At 62.5% G+C, this 18,018-nt stretch carries 14 protein-coding genes and 1 tRNA gene; 3 read left to right on the top strand and 12 right to left on the bottom strand.

Annotated elements, in window-relative coordinates; translation table 11 throughout:
* The 3 genes from kdpB to ACTHNR_RS18885 form a co-directional block, all read right to left on the bottom strand.
* On the bottom strand, positions 1-1,395 hold a 1,395-nt coding region (gene kdpB / locus ACTHNR_RS18895), incomplete at its 3' end, for a potassium-transporting ATPase subunit KdpB (protein WP_440549192.1).
* A gap of 13 nt (positions 1,396-1,408) precedes the next feature.
* Positions 1,409-3,217 (bottom strand): potassium-transporting ATPase subunit KdpA, encoded by a 1,809-nt coding sequence (gene kdpA, locus ACTHNR_RS18890; protein WP_440549191.1) that lies wholly within the window; start codon positions 3,215-3,217, stop codon positions 1,409-1,411.
* Positions 3,214-3,297: a potassium-transporting ATPase subunit F gene (locus ACTHNR_RS18885; protein WP_440549193.1), complete on the bottom strand. Its 84-nt coding sequence runs from the start codon at positions 3,295-3,297 to the stop codon at positions 3,214-3,216. Before ACTHNR_RS18885 ends, kdpA begins: the two co-directional genes overlap by 4 nt.
* A gap of 402 nt (positions 3,298-3,699) precedes the next feature.
* Between ACTHNR_RS18885 and ACTHNR_RS18880 the strand changes: the two genes are divergently transcribed.
* Positions 3,700-5,769, top strand: a complete 2,070-nt coding sequence (locus ACTHNR_RS18880) for a hypothetical protein (RefSeq protein ID WP_440549194.1) — start codon at positions 3,700-3,702, stop codon at positions 5,767-5,769.
* Between the two features lie 91 nt (positions 5,770-5,860).
* On the opposite strand, the gene ACTHNR_RS18875 is transcribed toward ACTHNR_RS18880, so the two are convergent.
* Positions 5,861-7,171, bottom strand: coding sequence for an SGNH/GDSL hydrolase family protein (locus ACTHNR_RS18875; protein WP_440549190.1), 1,311 nt, complete (start codon positions 7,169-7,171; stop codon positions 5,861-5,863).
* Between the two features lie 162 nt (positions 7,172-7,333).
* On the opposite strand from ACTHNR_RS18875, the gene ACTHNR_RS18870 reads away from it, so the two are divergent.
* A complete protein-coding gene (locus ACTHNR_RS18870; protein ID WP_440549189.1) occupies positions 7,334-8,206 on the top strand; it encodes a LysR family transcriptional regulator in 873 nt (290 codons plus the stop codon).
* Between the two features lie 130 nt (positions 8,207-8,336).
* On the opposite strand, the gene ACTHNR_RS18865 is transcribed toward ACTHNR_RS18870, so the two are convergent.
* The gene (locus ACTHNR_RS18865; protein ID WP_440549188.1) at positions 8,337-9,893 is read right to left on the bottom strand and encodes a hypothetical protein; all 1,557 of its coding nucleotides are present in this window, start codon (positions 9,891-9,893) and stop codon (positions 8,337-8,339) included.
* 656 nt (positions 9,894-10,549) lie between these two features.
* Positions 10,550-11,851, bottom strand: coding sequence for an MFS transporter (locus ACTHNR_RS18860; protein WP_440549187.1), 1,302 nt, complete (start codon positions 11,849-11,851; stop codon positions 10,550-10,552).
* A gap of 556 nt (positions 11,852-12,407) precedes the next feature.
* On the opposite strand from ACTHNR_RS18860, the gene ACTHNR_RS18855 reads away from it, so the two are divergent.
* Positions 12,408-12,812, top strand: coding sequence for a hypothetical protein (locus tag ACTHNR_RS18855; RefSeq protein ID WP_440549186.1), 405 nt, complete (start codon positions 12,408-12,410; stop codon positions 12,810-12,812).
* Positions 12,813-12,856: 44 nt separating this feature from the next.
* Here the strand turns inward: ACTHNR_RS18855 and ACTHNR_RS18850 are convergent.
* From ACTHNR_RS18850 to rplT, 6 genes are all read right to left on the bottom strand, one after another.
* Positions 12,857-12,933: transfer RNA gene (locus ACTHNR_RS18850), tRNA-Pro, on the bottom strand.
* Positions 12,934-12,986: 53 nt separating this feature from the next.
* Positions 12,987-13,436 carry a MerR family transcriptional regulator gene (locus ACTHNR_RS18845; protein ID WP_440549185.1) on the bottom strand — a complete coding sequence of 150 codons (450 nt, stop codon included), beginning with the start codon at positions 13,434-13,436 and terminating at the stop codon, positions 12,987-12,989.
* Positions 13,437-13,491: 55 nt separating this feature from the next.
* Complete coding sequence (locus tag ACTHNR_RS18840; RefSeq protein ID WP_440549184.1) at positions 13,492-13,908, bottom strand: integration host factor subunit alpha; 417 nt, start codon at positions 13,906-13,908, stop codon at positions 13,492-13,494.
* Positions 13,909-13,979: 71 nt separating this feature from the next.
* Complete coding sequence (gene pheT, locus ACTHNR_RS18835) at positions 13,980-16,409, bottom strand: phenylalanine--tRNA ligase subunit beta (RefSeq protein WP_440549183.1); 2,430 nt, start codon at positions 16,407-16,409, stop codon at positions 13,980-13,982.
* 122 nt (positions 16,410-16,531) lie between these two features.
* On the bottom strand, positions 16,532-17,545 hold the full coding sequence (pheS, locus tag ACTHNR_RS18830; RefSeq protein WP_440549182.1) for a phenylalanine--tRNA ligase subunit alpha: 1,014 nt from the start codon (positions 17,543-17,545) through the stop codon (positions 16,532-16,534).
* 136 nt (positions 17,546-17,681) lie between these two features.
* Positions 17,682-18,018: 50S ribosomal protein L20 (gene rplT, locus ACTHNR_RS18825; protein ID WP_440549181.1), on the bottom strand; the 337-nt coding region annotated here is incomplete at its 5' end.

The raw sequence follows: 18,018 nt of genomic DNA, 5'->3' as shown, positions 1-18,018 counted from the left end.
CTCGTGCACCGCGACGACGAGGGGAGTGCCCCCGGAGGAGGCGATCCCGTCGACCACGGTCGTGACACCCGTTGCCAGCTCGCCGCCGTTGCCCCGCACCCAGCGGGCGACGGAGTCGGCCGCACCCTTGCGATAGGCGGTCCCGTCGGGGAGGTCGACGCCCGACATGCGCGTCGTCGCGCTGAACTCCACGAAGGACGCGCCGTCCCGGGGGAGTCGGTCGAGGTCGCTGCGGGCCTTGTCGTCCAGGGAGCTCGCGGCCAGCTCGACGATCGAGCGCCCCTCCGGGGTCTCGTCGGCGAGCGAGGACAATTGCGCGGCATCGGCGAGCGCTTCCTCGGTCACGCCCGGCGCGGCGACGAATGCCGAAGCCTGCCGGTTGCCGAGCGTGATCGTGCCTGTCTTGTCGAGCAAGAGCACGTCGACGTCGCCGGCCGCCTCCACCGCGCGGCCGGACGTGGCGATGACGTTGGCCTGCATCATCCGGCTCATGCCGGCCACGCCGATGGCCGACAGCAAGCCGCCGATGGTGGTCGGGATCAAGCAGACCAGCAAGGCGACGAGCGCCGTGATCGTGACCACGTGCCCCGCGTTGGCGGCCGCTACCGAGAAGATCGAAAACGGCAGCAAGGTGGCCGTCGCGAACAAAAGCACGAGGGTCAACGCCACGAGCAGAATGGTCAGCGCGATCTCGTTCGGCGTCTTTTGCCGCTTCGCGCCTTCGACCATCGCGATCATGCGATCGAGAAACGCCTCGCCCGGGTTCACGCTCACGCGTACGACGATCCAATCCGACAGCACCCGCGTACCGCCCGTGACCGACGAGAAGTCGCCGCCCGATTCGCGGATCACCGGAGCCGACTCCCCCGTGATCGCCGACTCGTCGACGGATGCGACGCCATCGATGACCTCGCCGTCCGCCGGAATCGTGTCGCCTGCTTCGACGATCACCACATCGTCCTTGCGCAGATCGGTCGAGGCGACGATGACGATCGGCGATTTCGGGTGAGGCTCGTTGAGCTTTTTCGCCACCACGTTATGTTTCGCGCTGCGAAGCGAAGCGGCTTGCGCTTTCGAACGCCCTTCCGCCAGCGCTTCGGCGAAGTTCGCGAACAATACGGTGAACCAAAGCCACAACGCGATCGCTAAAATGAAACCGCTTGGAGCCTCGGCCTGTCCCGCGAGCGCCGCGATCCATAGGACCGTCGTCAAAATGCTGCCCACATAGACGCAGAACATCACCGGGTTGCGCAATTGCGTACGCGGCCCGAGCTTTCTGAATGCATCGACGACCGCCGGCTTCACGAGGCTCGGATCGAACATCGAGCGTACGGCGGTGCGTGCCTGCCCGAGATTTTCCGGGCGATGGACAGGCGGTTGAGTGACAGTAGTCATGCTTTCCTCGAAATCAATGACCCGAGATCATCGTCAAATGTTCTACGACGGGGCCGAGCGCCAGCGCCGGCACATAGGTGAGCGCGCCCACGAGCACGAGCGTGCCGAGCAGCAGCACGACGAAAAGCGGCCCGTGCGTCGGCAACGTGCCGGAGGTCACCGCTATCCGTTTCTTGTTCGCGAGCGAGCCCGCGATGGCGAGCACCGGAACGATCGTTCCAAAACGTCCGAACCACATTGCTATACCGAGCAGCACGTTATAGAACGGCGTGTTGACCGACAGCCCCGCGAATGCGCTGCCGTTGTTGTTCGCGGCGGAGCTGAAGGCGTATAGGATTTCGGAGAACCCGTGCGCCCCGGGATTGGCGATGCCGGCCGTGCCCAGTGGCGACAAGACCGCGATAGACGTGCCGACGAGCACGAGGAACGGCGTGAGCAGGATCGCGATCGACACCATCTTCATTTCATACGATTCGATCTTCTTGCCGACGTACTCGGGCGTGCGGCCGATCATCAAACCGGCGACGAACACGGCCAGCATCGCAAAGACGAGCATGCCGTACAGCCCGGACCCCACACCGCCGAAGATCACCTCGCCTAGCTGAATCAGCAGCATCGGGACGAGGCCGCCCATCGGCGTCAGCGAATCGTGCGTGTTGGCCACCGCGCCACAGGAGGCGGCCGTCGTCGCTACGGTGAAGATGCCCGATTGCGCGATACCGAACCGCACTTCCTTGCCTTCCTGGTTGCCGCCCGGCTGCAAGGCCGTCGTGCTTTGATCGACATGGAGCGAGGCGAACAGCGGATTGCCCGCCTGCTCCGATGAAATCTCGCTCCAGCACGCGACCGCGAACGCGATCGTCATCGCCGCCAGTACCGCGTAGCCTTGTCGACGATCGCCCACCATGCGGCCGAACACGACGCACAACCCGGCGGGAATGATGAGGATCGACAGGATCTGCACGAAGTTCGACAGCGGCGTCGGATTCTCGTACGGATGGGCCGAGTTGGCGTTGAAGAACCCCCCGCCGTTCGTACCGACCATCTTGATCGCTTCTTGCGATGCCACGGGCCCCATGGCAATCGTCTGCTTATCGGCCTTCATGTCCTGCATCACGGCGTTGCCCTTGGCGTCCTTGACCGGATTGCCTTGCGCGTCCGTCTTGGCGACTTGGTACGTTGTCGTTTGCAACGTCGGCACCTCCTCATACGCCTTGAAGTTTTGGATCACGCCTTGGCTGATGAAGACCAGTGCAACGACCGTCGCCATCGGCGCGAGAATGTAGAGCGTGATGCGCGTCAGATCAACCCAGAAGTTGCCGATCGTCTGCGCCGTGTGCCGCGCGAAGCCGCGAATCAGCGCAACGACCACGGCGATGCCGGTTGCGGCCGACAGGAAGTTCTGCACCGTCAGTCCCATCATCTGCGTCAAGTAGCTGACGGTCGCCTCGGGGGTGTAGTCCTGCCAGTTCGTGTTGGTCACGAAGCTCACGGCCGTATTGAAGGCCGCGTCGGGCGTCATGGGGCCTAGCGCCTGCGGATTGGCCGGCAACCACTGCTGGAGGCGCAACAAGCCGAAAACGGCGAACGCACCAAGCGCATTGAACAGCAGCACCGCAAGCGCATAGTGCTTCCAAGACATCTCGGCGTTCGCATCCACGCCAGCGATCTTGTAGAGCAAGGATTCGATCGGCTTGCCGATCCTGCGCACGACAACGGACGAACCGTCGAGCACGGCCGACATATAGCGTCCAACCGGAAGAGCGAGCGCGATCAGAACGACGATAAAGAGCGCGGTCTGAAGAAGGTCATTGGCGTTCATTCGAGATCCTCCGCGCGCAGCAGCGCGTAGACGAGGTACGCCAGCAAAACGAGCGTCGAGGCTCCCGCGAGCCACATCATCCAAGCAGCAGTCACGGCCGGCCTCCGGGTCCACGATTGCGCAGCTTGTCGCAGCCGGCGGTGAGCGCCACGCATAGCCCCAAAAAGATCGCTATGCCCACGAGGTACATGAAGTCCATTTTTGTGTTCTCCCGTAACGGATCAGGACAGCCGAGAGCGTAGAGGAGAACGAGTAAACGCCACGATAAGAGTGACAGAGCGAGCGTAAAAATCTCGTAAACGCGGGCGCGACTGTCCGCTTCGTGCGGTTCGTCAGGTTGACGCCCGCGGTCAACATCGGATTAGTCCGAGAATTTCTCAGTCTGGACAACGGACGTGCGTCTAGGGGCTAGTCTGCCTGTCGCGATGCGGACACTGCTGTTCCGGTCGTGGTAGCCCATCCCTTCATTCAAAGAGGCAAAGATGTTCAGCTGTTGTTTTACCGGCATGCGTAAGTCCAGGCTCGCATTGCTGCTCGTTTCCTTGATCGTTTCGACCCACGCGGCTGCCGATTCGGGCGACTACCGCGTGCGAGACCAGGCGCTCTCCAACGGCATGCGCATCGTCCAGCGAGTCGACGCCACGGCATTTCCGAAATTTAGCGGGGAGCACCCTCGGCCTTCGAGCGTCGACGCACCGAATGTCGGCGCGGGGCACCTGCGCGCGATCCGCGCGTTGGCGCCGCTAAAGGGCAATAACGTCGCGGCGCTCTCTTTACCGGACGGATCGTCCTTTCTCACCGTCGAAATTTTCAACCGTCATGTCTTGGTGAAATATGGCGGGTCGTCCGTCGGGCCGTCCATCTCGCCCTTCTGGGACGCAGATGGCGATGCGCGCTGGGAAGGCCCCGCGAACCGCCGCTGGTCGCGAACGATCGCGACCGGGCCCAGGGTCTCGAAAACCGCAACGCACTACCTCGTCACGCTGTATGTCGTTCCGCACTTCGGCCAGGCATTGCCGCCCGAGCGCTCGCCCAATCTCCTGCTGACTGTCAACGAGGCCGCCGTGCAGGGCATGAACGTGGTGCGAGGACGATCGCTGGCCCATAATGTTCCATTGTCCGTAGACGACAAGGACTGGGCCCGTTGGCGCGAAAGCGCACTTCGCGCGGGGGTCGTGCGAGACGTAGACGGCGGGCCTCTCACGCTGCCTGCCGCTTTCACGAGCCGCCTGCCTTTCCTCGAGCAGCGAACGGTCGACTTGCAACCCGACTCGACCGTGCGGCGGCGCGACAGGCGGTGTCTGACAGACATCGCCTACCACATCAGCAACCTGCTGCTGCCGGCGCTTCTCGAGATCTACTTCGGACGAGCGGACCTTTGCACGCTCGACCCGCATCCCAATCAGGATATCGCCGGCGCGCTGCCGCTCGTCGAAGTGGCGAATCCCGAGGACATTCCGCATATTCCCGAAGCGGCGGTCTTCGAAGCCGCGGCGCTGGACCCGTCGGAGCTGAATGCAACGGCCGCCTACGACGCCGCGATGGATGTCCAATTCTGCAACGACGACCACGCCCGGACCGCAGGGGACGAGGCATGCACCGACGCGGATCGGCGGGCCATCGCGGCGATCGGCGATCTGAGGCCGCTGGAAATCGATGAACTGATGCACCAAATCGGCCGCATCTTCGATCCCGACCGCCCCGGACCGGGCACCTTGCGCACCGGCAATGCCGAACTGGATCAATGGCTCAACGCCGACTTGTTACGTGCGGGAAACGCACTGAATGCCGCGCAGGCCGTCGTTCACGTGTCCGACGCACGATACGAACCGCGCACCCCGATCAAGAACAAGAAAAAGAAGAAGCGCAAGTTGGTCAAGGCGAGCTGTACCGAGGAGACCCACAACGATCATCCGGATAACGATCCGTTCCAAGAATGCGTCCGTAAAGCGAAGCAACGCATAGGCGAATCGGAGTCCGTCTTCGCGCTTACGCCGCATCTCGAGAGCAACGAGCGCCACCACGCACGCGGGACCGTGGAATTCGAGCGGCTGACGAGGGAATTCCGAAATACGCGCAAAGGGATGCCTTGGGGTATCGCCGAAGACCAGTTCGCGCGGTTCACGGCGGCGATCGCGAGAGACCGTGCTGCGACGGGCGATAACCTCGGGCTCGTCTTCATCAACGATCCAGCGCTGCGCAACGGCCAGGACCGTTTCCGGTACGGCGTCGAGCACATTTGGGCGCCCGGTGGCGGCGGGGGCGACAACGCCGGCCACCGCGACGATTGGCAGGGGCTCAAAGGGCTATCGGTGAACAGCCGAGACATGCTCGTCCAACTGATCATGGCCGCACTGACCGATCCGAACGCCCGCTTCACGCAAACTCGCACCAACAACGGCAACATCGTGCGTACGTTCGAGTACTTCGTTTTCATGCGTGGCAACACGCCGTTCGCGATTCGGAACGTGCGTATCGTGCTCGGGCAAAACGGCATGGTGATCACCGCTTACCCGCTTCGCAATGCGAGCGCGGAGTCGCTCCACATGTAAGTTCCGGCGCATCGCCATAGCCAGATCGACGCCCGGTCGCCTGCGCTTAGAGCGTCGCGGCGGCCGGGCGCCCCCCTCTTTTTAGCGGCGCTCACCGATTTCCGAACAACACAGCCGGCGTCAACACACGCGCCATTGCGGCATTGCCGGCGTCGTTCGGATGGAGACGGTCCCCGCAGTCGAAACGCGGCAGCATGCGGGCCGGATGCTGCGGGTCGCGCAGCGCGGCGTCAAAGTCCGCTACCGCGTCGAATGCGCCGCTCGTGCGGATCCAAGCGTTGATTTTCCGGCGCACGCGCTCTTTATCGACGTCGTAATACCCTTGGACCTGCGTCCCTTCCAACGCGCCCTCGAAAGGCGGGATCGTTCCACCCACGACTCGAATGCCCCGCAGGTGGGCGCGCTCGATCAACTGTCGATAGCCGTCGATCATGGCCTGGAATGCCACCGGGGCCTCCTGCGGAGCGAAACTCGATCCAGGCCAGCCGATATCGTTGGTGCCGAGCAGAACGACCAACGTTTCGACATGGGCACGGGCGAGGACATCGCGATCAAGCCGCGCCAACGCATTCACGCCCATGCCGTCACGCAGCAAGCGTGCGCCCGAAATCCCGGCATTGACCACGGCCACGTCGTCGACGGCCAGGCGCTGGGCAAGATCGTCGGTCCAGCGCCGATCGGCGTCGATCGTGGCGCCGCGGCCGTCGGTGATCGAATCGCCTAGCGCTACGACCGTTCGCGCGCCCTGCGGCGCATCGACGAGCACATCGCTCAAAAACAACCTCGCCTCCAGCAGCGATGCATCGGCGATTCCCGTGCTGTGAAGACGATCGCCCGAAGCGACCTGCGCGCGCTGCCTGCCGTCCCAATGGAACGTCGTAAGCGGCGTGGGCTCGGGCAGGTAGAGGCTCACCGCCAAGTGTGCAAGCGCATTGACCGGCATGTCGATGGCGTCGGAGATGATGCGCGCGCCCGGAGCGATAGTGGCCGCCGTCTTGCCGGCGAAAGTCACCGATCGCCAGTTCGAGGCGTCGATCGGAAATGTTCCGCCGGCGAGCCGGGAAACGCTCACACCACCGACCGCCAGCGGCGTCGACCCATATTCGTTCGACAGTACGATCCGGATACGGCGCCCGCCCACGCTGACGCGCACGACCTGGCGCACCGTGGTGTTCTTAACCGAACCCGGTATTTGCGTGGTCAGCGGCAAAGCGTCCTCGGCCCAAATCGGCTGGACGCTAGCCGCCCATGTGTCGATCCAGGCGGCGCGCGCGGTATCGGAGGCGGCGGCGCCGGCGAGTACCGCTGTCGTGGCCAAAGCATGCGCGGCATGGCGCAAAAAGCGGGACGAGACCGTTTTTGCGTGGGGCACGGCCTTTTTGGCGGGAATGGTCTTCATCATGTCGCTCCGAAGAAGTGAAAGTGATCGAATGAATCCGGCACTGCGAGCGCTAGAATCCATCATTCCAACACTTCGATGAAGGCGGGATAATCGAATGCCGCGCATTCCAATATCGAATGGCCTACCACCGTACCTCGAGGAGCAATGGATACGATAAGAGCCATGCGCACATTCATACGGGCGATCGAGCTCGGCAGCCTGTCCGCTGTCGCACGCGAATTGGATACCACGCAGCCTACCGTCAGCAAAATCATCGCGGGCTTGGAAGCGCAGATGGGCGCGCGCCTGCTGATACGCAGCACAACGTCGCTCACTTGCACGGAACAGGGGGAACGCTTCTACGTGCGTGCACGCGAGATGGTAGAGGCATACGACGAAGCGCAAGCCGACGTGCGCGGATTGATCGAGCGCCCCGAAGGCCGCCTTCGCGTCGCGGCCCCCGTCAGCTTCGGCGTATTGCATTTGAACGCGCTCGTGCTCGAATTCATGGCCCGTTATCCGGACATCGAAGTCGACTTGACGTTGAACGATCGTTTCATCGACCTCGCAGTCGAGGGCGTGGACGTAGCGCTGCGCATCGGGGGCGAGCTGCCGCTCGAAGTGATTGCACGGCGTATTGCGGTTTATGAACGCACAGTCGTTGCCGCGCCGGCGTATCTCGAAGCGCACCCGAAGATTCGGCGGCCGGAGGATCTCGTCAAGCACCCGTATCTGCGGTTCGCCTGGCTCACGCAAGGCGACTCGCTTACCCTTTCGCACCGGGATGGGAGACAGGCAACCGTTGTCACGCAGGCGCGATATCGCGTCAACAATTCGCTGGCGATCAGGGAAAGCTTGCTCGCGGGGACGGGTGTGGGGCTCGCGCCCGATTGGCTTGTCGGCGACTTGCTCGCCGACGGGCGACTGCAACGCGTATTGCCTGCCTGGCATGCGTCGCCGCATGAATTGTTCGTGCTGTATCCGCCCCGGCGGTATCAGCCATTGCGGGCGCGTTTGTTTATCGAGTATTTGGCGCGTCTGGGTTGGGGGCGGTAGTTGGGAGCTGTCCCTCGCCCAGGGAAAACAGCTTGCAAGAAAAAAAGCCTGAAACACCGACGCTTTCGCGCCGCCGTTTCAGGCACTCCCTTTCCAGCGCCGCTAAGCGCTGCTGCCTATCGTTCGAATATTAGATATCCGCGTGCTGCTTGACGAAGGTTTGGAACGTGCCGTACGTCGGCTGAATCGGCGTCAGGTTGTCGAGCACGATGCCGTACGTGTAGTCGCCGCTCGTCAAGCAGTAGTACATCACCGATTCGATCTGATCCGACTTGCGCGCGTTGTAGAACTCCGTCATTTGCGTCTGGACGTACGTCGAACGATTCGCTTCCGTGTACTCGGGCCCCGCATTCCACTCGGTGATCATGAACGGCACACCGTAACGCGCCTTGCAGTAGGCCGGCAGGTTGAAGCCCGGGCCTGCGCCATCGGAACCGATGTTGAAGATGTCCCCGTACGGCGAGTAGTTGTGCCACGTCGTCACATCCCAGCGCACTTGCGGGTGACCCGTGGAGCCGTCCGGCTGCTTGCCGTCCCAGAGCATGTCCGCCGCGGCGACATCGGCCACGCAGAAGTTCACGCCGCAACGCGCGCTCGGCTGCACGGATTTGATCCCGTCGATCATGCCGCGAATCACGCCGCGCATGATCGGCCAGTTGGTATTGTTGAAGTCGATTGCTTTCGTGCCGGCCGTCGTCGAATTCAAAATGATCGCCGGATCGCGCGTCAGCTCGTTGCCGCACTCGTACGTCGTGACGCCATATGGCGCGAGTGCCTTGGCGATCGCCGCCGCGTTGGCGAAGACGCCGTTGTAAGCCGCCGTCTCGCTCGTATAGAGCGTGCCGGTCGAATCGCGCAGACCATAGTTGACGAGCGTGAACAGCTCGAGTTTCGCGGTCTGGAACGCCTTCGCCATCGCGACAAGGGGGTTCAACTGCGTCGACTTATTGATGCAGCCGAGACGATACGTCGTGCAGCCGAGCGCCTGAAGGGCCGCAACCGTTTGCGTCGGCGTGAACGGATAATCGTAGTGGCCGTTGATGCCGTAGAACTTGCCGGCCGTCGCGGGCTTGGCCACGCGCGGATCCGAACAGGTCAGCCATTCGCCCATCAACGAGCGAACATAAAACTGCCCACTGCCCGTCTTCAGGTAGATCATCGCGCCGTACCAGAGCAGCAGCGCCGCGGTCGGCGCCGTGCGGTCCTGCACGTTGTTCTTGAAGATGCCGCCGTTCGACATCGTCCAGTAGTTGTTGGACTTGTCGATGATGTACGTCGCGGGCGGGATCGCCGTGTTGTCGGCGGAGGTGCCGCCAAGGCGCGGATCGAGACACTGCTGCCACGACGGGCCGATGAATTTGTAGAACACCTTGCTCGTGTTCTGGCTATAGATCGCACCGTTGTACCAGAGCAGCATCGCGATGTTGTACGCGTGCGTGTCCTTGACGCCGTTCTTGTAAACGTAGCCCTTGGAAAGCGTCCAAACGTTGCCGGAGTTGGTCGTGATCGACGTCGCCGAGGGAATCGTCGTGCCGTTGGGCGACACGGCAATGGCCGCGTTGGCGATCGCATTGGCGCCCGCACCGGCAACCGCGCCGGTCGCATCCGTACCGCCGCCGCCGCAGGCCGCGAGAATGTAGCTGCTTGCCGCCGCCGAGAGGCAGCCCAGGAATTGACGTCGTTTCATGACAGAAGCTCGCAAAGGAAGTTGGCCAGGGTCGGGGTCTCGCGGCTCGTGTTCGCCGTACAACCCGTCGCACGCTAAAATCGTTTCGTTGTCCTAACTAATCGCTAGGCTCAAGCGGCTACCCTGTTTCTTCGAGCTACCGGCAGGACATCTTTCGAACTGCCTCGTTGCTGCAACGTTGCGTTGCGTGGTCAGTGGTGCGACTTGTTGAGATGAATTATTCCAAACCGCGCCGCGTGGCGAAATCGGCGCAGTCGGAGATTCACGTGGGAGATGAGGACCGCCACGTAGGATTCGTCTTACAAAGCCGGAAGGCGGTTCTTGACGCGGTAGGCGCGCTACCGCGAAGAGTTCGGCGGGTTCACGACTGGGTGGGAGGCGGGGTGCAAGGCGATGCGCAGCGAGGCACAGGCATGCGAAGCTGAATGCAATCGGTTGGCGAATTTCATCTCGCGCCCGCGCGAGCGGCGCGCTCGGGATAGCTCACGCGCAGGCGCCGCAGCGACGCCCGTCGTTCTCGCAGACGCTCGGGCCGCAAGCTCCCGCCAAAACGCAACGCCGTATCGGAGGAGCCAGCGTACCGTTCGATACGGGAGTCGTCTTGCGTCGGCCGTCCAGCGTCATCGAGAGGGTCTATCAACATGATCGCGCCCGGTTCAGTTTGCGGTGGTCAGGACCGGCTCACGGCTCGCTTGCTCCGACTTGAAGCGAACCGCGACGGCACAGATGGACGACGCGCACACGACAGCGCCGAGGGTCAAGAATGTGCGATGCAGGTCGCCTTCGCCTTTGAGGAGGAAGCCCGCGGCCACAGCGCCGACGTTGCCGCCCGCCCCGACGATACCGGCGACCCCGCCGAGGGCGTCGCGGTTGATGAACGGCACGAGCGCGTAGGCAGCCCCACATGCCATGTGCGTGAAAAGGCCGAACAGAAGCATCGCGATCACGGCCGGCACGGCCTGCTGCGCCTGCGAAAAGACGAGCAACGCCACGCCTTCACCGGCGATCAACACGAACAGCAGCATGGATCGCACGGAAAGACCGCGCCGCGCCGCCGCACGATCGGACAGCCAGCCGCCCAGCGGCCGCGCGACGATCGCCAACAGCCCAAAACTGCCCGCGGCCACGCCGGCGCCTTCGAGCGTTAGATGAAAGCGATCGACGTAATAGACGGCTGCGACGTTGTGAATGAACACTTCGACGCCAAAACACGCGGCGTACGCCACGAACAGCATCCACACTCTGTAGTTGCGACCGGCCGCGACGAGGCTACGCCATCCGCCCTTCTTCCCGCTCCCAACGAGGAGGCCTTGCGCGCGCAATTGCTTGAAATTGCCTTGCGGGCAGTCTTGGCCAAAGCGCCAGTACAGCCATGCGACGAACGGCATCGCGAAGCCGGAAGCGGCGAGCGTATAACGCCATGCCGACGCCTCGCTCGCGCCGAGCGCGACGATGCCCGCAAGCATGAGCGGAACGAGCACCTGAGCGGCGCCCGCGCCGGCATTGCCCCATCCGGCCGTGGTGGCGTTGGCGATCCCCACCACGTTGCCGGCGAACATGATCGACGTATGGTATTGCGTGATGACGAAGCTCGCGCCTACCGCGCCAATCGCGAGCCGGCACAGCAAGAACGCGTGATAGCTCTGCGACAACGCCGCGCCAAGCATCGGAAACACGCCCGCGAGCATCAGCCCGACATAGACCTTGCGCGGACCATAGCGGTCGCACATCGGGCCGATGACGAGACGCGCGAGGATCGTGATCGAGACGGCCGCGATGTTGATCTTGGCGACGTCATCGGCAGACAGCCGAAACTCCTGCTTGATCAGCGGCATGAGAGGCGCGCAAGCAAACCAGGCGAAGAAGCAGACGAAGAACGCGAGCCATGCCAGATGGAATGCGCGCATGGCCGGCGTGCGCAGATTGAGCAGGTCGATCGAGGTGGCTTTCTCGGACATTGTGCAGGCCGGTAAACGACGACGGCGTCCCGCGCGAAGCCGCTCGTGAGCGGGTTCGGGGGACGCCGTTGTCCAATGCGTTGCGAAGAAATGACGGTATGTCGATGTTGCGACCCTTCGTTGAGTCGCGGGCCCCGTAGATGCAAGTGCCGTGCCAATGAAAGGCGCTTTCGCGCCGAGGCGTATAACGCAAGGCGCCATCCCCAACGGGCCCAAGTCACTCGAGCGGCGACTCTGCGCCATGCGCGCGAATCTGGGCACGGTCGTGGTGCGGCGCACGATTTTACGCACCATCGGTTGTCGTCGGGAGCCAGCGACTCGATAAAGGACAGCGCGCACCATGGGTTGGAACCGAACGAGCCACAGCTTTACTCAGTCCTCAGACCAACGCTGCATCGGAGTGAACTTGGAATTGGTGCATTTTACGAATCGAAAATCGGGGCAACGAGGCCGTCGTCGTCGAACTTCGGCCTACCGCGCAATGGCGGCCGCTCATGCCGCGACGCCACCCACACGCCGCGAGTTCGAGGCCCGCATCGAAGCCGTCGAAGCGCGGATGGATGCACACGTTCGCGAGATCGGCCTGCGGTTGGAAGCGTTCACGGCGCGCGCGGAGGAGAGAGAACAGCGCTTCATCGAAAGGCTCGACGAACGCGACAAGCGAATCGACGAACGACTCAATGAACGGGACAAGCGAATCGACGAACGACTCAATGAACGCGACAAGCGACTCGACGAGCGCGACAAACGAATCGAACTGCTGGCGCAGCGAGCAGACGTCGCCGCGGAAAGCGCCGCAAACCTCAAAGCACATTTGTGGATGGCTGCGTCTACAGTCGTTCTTGCGGTAGCAGGCACCGTCATCGCCGCGTATTACGCGACGCAATCGTCCCATTTCGATCTCGCGCAGACGATCATTTCCGCCTTCCAGCAACGTCAGCAAACGCCGCTCAAGGAATGAATAAAAAAACCCGCGTCAGCGTTAACTGACGCGGGTTTTTGATCTGGTCGGGGCGAGAGGATTTGAACCTCCGACCACCTGCACCCCATGCAGGTACGCTACCAGGCTGCGCTACGCCCCGAAAGCATGAAAGTATAACAGACACTTTCACTGATTAGAACCACTACGGTGAAACTATCTGCGCAACAGCTCGACGATACCGATGAGATCCTTGCGCAACTGCACGACGTCGACATTCGCGCCGCCTTGGGGCGGCGACGAAACCGTCGAAGGCGCCGCAGACGCCGTGGAATCGCCCGCACCATCCAACGCTGCACGCTCAGGCTGCACGCCGGCATCTTCCTCGATCAGCGCGCCACGCGCATCGAGCTTGTTGCGGGCGCCGTTGATCGTGAAACCTTGCTCGTACAGCAAGTCGCGAATGCGACGTATCAGCAGTACTTCGTGATGCTGATAGTAGCGACGATTGCCGCGGCGCTTGACCGGACGCAGTTGCGTAAACTCCTGCTCCCAGTAGCGCAGCACATGCGGCTTCACGCCGCACAGCTCGCTGACCTCACCGATCGTGAAGTACCGCTTCGCCGGAATCGGAGGCAAGACGACTTTCTCGACCGTCGTTGTCATCGTCGGTTAACCGTCGTGGTGGAAAGCGCGCCGCAACGCGTCTGAAACCTCGCGATCAGCGCGGCAAAGCAGCCTCGGCGCCGCTTTCGACGAGCGCCTTCAGCTTTTGGCTTGCATGGAACGTCACGACGCGGCGTGCCGCGATCGGAATCGCTTCACCCGTCTTGGGATTGCGACCGGGCCGCTGCGGCTTGTCACGCAGTTGGAAATTACCGAAGCCCGACAGCTTGACGCTATCGCCGCCTTCGAGCGCATCGCGAATCACGTCGAAAAACGCCTCGACCATATCCTTGGCTTCGCGCTTGTTCAGTCCCACATTGTCGAACAGCAGCTCGGCCAACTCGGCTTTGGTCAACGTCGGCGTTTCCGTGGAAGTGGACACGCCGACCGGATGGGTCGGTATTTCGCGAATCATGGCGCCACGCTGCGCCGCAAGTAGGGCTTCGAAATCACTCGAGTTCATTTCGTTCATGTCTAAAAACAACGGCGACTAGCCGATGGCGACACATCGCGAGAACGCTCTTGCGAGGGTTCCCGCGCTCATCAGCGCAACCGCGCGCCGTAGACTCGAGCCAGGCGGTCCACTAAGGTCTTGACGGCCAAATCGACCGTCTCGTCCTGCAGCGTGCCGCCAGTATCTTGCAGGGTCACACGGAAGGCAAGGCTTTTCTCGTGCGCCGCCATACCACCGGAAGTACTTGATTTTGCACGAAATTCATCGAAAAGCGCAACCCTCTGAACGAACTTGCATGCGTCTTCGGTCAACGCCTTTTGCATCTCGTCCAGCAAGGCCTGAACTTCCACGTTCTGGTCGACAACCACTGCGATGTCGCGCCGTACAGGCGGGTACTTCGATACGTCCGTCGGCGCGTGCAGGACACGGCTCATCAACGCTTCGGCGTCGACTTCGAAAAGGATCGGCGCATGGGGCAAGTCGTACTGTTGCATCCAACGCGGGTGCAGTTCACCGATCCAACCCACGCTTAGCCCATCGAGTTCGATTCGCGCGCTGCGCCCCGGATGAAGCGCCGGGTGCTCCGCTTTGACGAAGCGTGCGACGCGAGGCGCGAACAACGCTTCGACATCGCGTTTCACGTCGAAGAAATCGACAGGCCGCGTGGAGACGCCCCACTGCTCTTCAGCCGCCGGACCATAGGCGAGCGCACCGATGCGCTTAGGCTGCGCATAGCCTTCGACCGTCATCTCGCTCGCGGCGATCGAACTGTCGCGCAGGAACACGCGACCTGCCTCGAACACGCGAACGCGGTCGGCGCGGCGATTGAGGTTGTGACGCAACACGTTGATGAGGCTGCCGAACAACGTCGTTCGCATCACCGACAGTTGGCTCGCGATCGGATTGACCACGCGAATCGGCGAGGCATTGCCCGCGAAATCGCGCTCCCAGCTTTCGTCGACGAAGCTGAAATTGATCGTCTCGGCGTAGTCGCGCGCGGCGAGCGCGTGACGCAGCGCATGGATCGAGCGGCGCGTCTCGTTCGTCGCGCGCATCTCGTTCTTCGCGACCGGCGGCCGAGCCGGAATCTTCTCGAAACCGTAGATGCGCGCGACCTCTTCGATCAAATCTTCCTCGATCTCGATGTCGAACCGGTACGACGGCGGCGTCACGGCGAAGATCTCGCCGTCGAACGTGTATTCGAGCCCGAGCTGCGTGAAAATCCACGCCATCTTGTCGGCCTCGATATCGACACCGATCACGCGCTGTGCACGCGCTACCCGCATCGTCACCGGGTTGCGCTGCGGCAGGTTCACGACTTGATCGTCGACCGGGCCTGCCTGCCCGCCGCAGATCTCGAGAATGAGCGCGGTGATGCGTTCGATGTGCTGCACGGTCGTCTCGTAGTCGACGCCGCGCTCGAAGCGGTGCGCCGCATCGGTCGAGAAGTTGTACTTGCGCGCTCGGCCACGGATGCTGTCGGGCCACCAGAACGCGGCTTCGAGATAGACGTTGGTCGTATCGAGCGTCACCGCCGTGCTGTCGCCGCCCATGATTCCCGCAAGGCTTTCCACGAGGCGGTCGTCGGCAATGACGCCCACCGTTTCGTCGAGCTCGATCGTGTTGCCGTTCAGCAGCTTCAGGCTTTCCCCTCGGCGGCCCCAGCGCACTTCGATGCCACCGTGAATCTTGTCCAGATCGAACACGTGCGACGGGCGACCGAGTTCCAGCATCACATAGTTGGAGATGTCGACCAGCGCGGAAATGCTTCGTTGTCCTGACCGTTCGAGCCGCTCCACCATCCATTGCGGCGTTTGAGCGCGCGCGTTCACGCCGCGAATCACGCGCCCCGAGAACCGGCCGCACAGATCGGGCGCGGCGATCTTCACCGGCAAACGATCGGTGAGCTTGACGGCCACGGGTTCGATTGCCGGCGACTTCAGCGGCGTGCCTGTAATGGCAGCCGTTTCGCGCGCGATGCCGAATACCGACAGGCAATCGGCTTTGTTCGGCGTCAGCTTGATTTCGAAGATGGTGTCGTCCAGGCGAAGCGTGTCGCGAATGTCCTGCCCGATCGGCGCATCTTCGGGCAGGATCATGAGACCGCTGTGGTCTTCCGACAGCTTGAGCTCGCGCGCCGAACAGAGCATGCCTTCGCTTTGCACGCCGCGCAGCTTCGAGAGCTTGATCATGAACGGCGCCCCGCCTTCCTCGGCCGGCGGCAATTGCGCCCCGACGAGCGCGACGGGCACCTTGATGCCCGGCGCGACGTTCGGCGCGCCGCACACGATATTGAGCACCGCGCCTGTTCCGGCATCGACCTGGCAAACATTGAGCTTGTCCGCGTCGGGATGCTTGACCACTTCGAGCACGCGGCCGACGACGATCTTCGAAGTCGGCGGCGCGGCGGGACGCAGCGATTCGACTTCGAGGCCGGCCATCGTCAACGCATGCGACAGCTGCTCCGTCGTCAGTTGCGGATCGACAAACGTTCGGAGCCAGGATTCAGGGAATTGCATGTGTGTCTACGTTCGAAGGTATGGGTCCATGCCCGGCCTGCCGCGAACGATCTTTCGACGCTCGCGCGGCCCAGGCGCCGCTTGCGACATTCGGCTCGCGAGATCGCGAGGCGCGGTGCGCCTTACGCGAACTGTCGCAAGAAGCGCAGGTCGTTTTCGAAGAAGAGCCGAAGATCCTGCACGCCGTAGCGCAGCATCGTCAGGCGCTCGAGCCCGCTGCCGAACGCGAAGCCGATGTAGCGCTCCGGGTCGAGGCCCATGTTGCGAATGACGTTCGGATGCACTTGGCCCGAGCCCGAAATCTCGAGCCATTTGCCGGCGTTCTTACCTTCCTCGAACTTCATGTCGATTTCGGCCGACGGCTCCGTGAACGGAAAATACGAAGGCCTAAAACGCACGAGGATGTCGTCGCGCTCGAAGAACTTCTTCAGGAAATCGGTATAGACGCCTTTCAAATCGGCGAAGCTGATGTTCTCGTCGATCCACAGGCCCTCGACTTGATTGAACATCGGCGAATGCGTCGCATCGCTGTCGACGCGATACGTTCGCCCCGGCACGATGACCTTGATCGGCGGCGTATTGCTGCGCGCGTAACGCACCTGCATCGGGCTCGTATGCGTGCGCAGCAGCAACGGACGCCCGCCGGCGTCGTGGCCGTCGACGTAGAACGTGTCTTGCATCGAACGCGCCGGGTGATTTTCGGGACTGTTCAGCGCCGTGAAGTTGTACCAGTCCGTTTCGATTTCGGGGCCGTCGGCCACGTCGAAACCGATCGAGCCGAAGATTTGCTCGACGCGTTCCCAGGTCTGCATCACGGGGTGCAGGCTACCGACCGCGTTGCCTCGGCCCGGCAGGGTCACATCGATCGCCTCGGCCGTGAGCCGCTCTTGGAGCAGCGCCTGCGCAAGTGCGTCGCGGCGCGCGTTCAATGCCGCCTCGACTTGCTGCTTGGCGACGTTGATGCGCGCCCCTTCAGCCTTGCGCGCCTCGGGGTCGAGCTTGCCGAGGCCCTTGAGCAACTCGGTCAGTGCGCCCGCCTTGCCGAGAAAACGAGCCTTCTCGTTTTCGAGCGTCACGCTGTCAACGGCTTGGGAGAAGGCTTCTTGCGCGTCGGCGACAATCCGGTCCAGATCCATAGATCCCATCATTTCAACGTCGGTGATGATTTACGAGCGGCAAAAAAAAGGGGCTCGGTGAGGAGCCCCGTTTTCTTGTCGAGGGCGCCGGCTTGCACCGCCCCCCTCGACGAACCACGCAGTACTAATCTATCAATTAGGCTGCAACGGCGGCTTTCACCTGCTTCACGATCGCGGCAAAAGCAGCCTTGTCGAACACGGCCATATCGGCCAGCACCTTGCGGTCGAGTTCGATCGACGCCTTCTTCAGGCCGTTGATGAACACGCTGTACGTCATGTCGTGCTGACGGACCGCCGCATTGATACGCGTGATCCACAACGCACGGAATACGCGCTTCTTGTTGCGGCGATCGCGGTAGGCGTATTGGCCTGCGCGCATGACCGCTTGCTTCGCGATGCGGTAGACGTTATTGCGACGGCCGCGGTAACCCTTGGCCAGGTTGATGATCTTCTTGTGGCGGGCACGTGCCGTA

Origin of the sequence: Trinickia sp., from assembly GCF_051954495.1 — a bacterium.
Classification (GTDB): Bacteria; Pseudomonadota; Gammaproteobacteria; order Burkholderiales; family Burkholderiaceae; genus Trinickia.
Note: the sequence above shows the minus strand (reverse complement) of the source record. Positions and strands in the feature narration are given on the sequence as shown.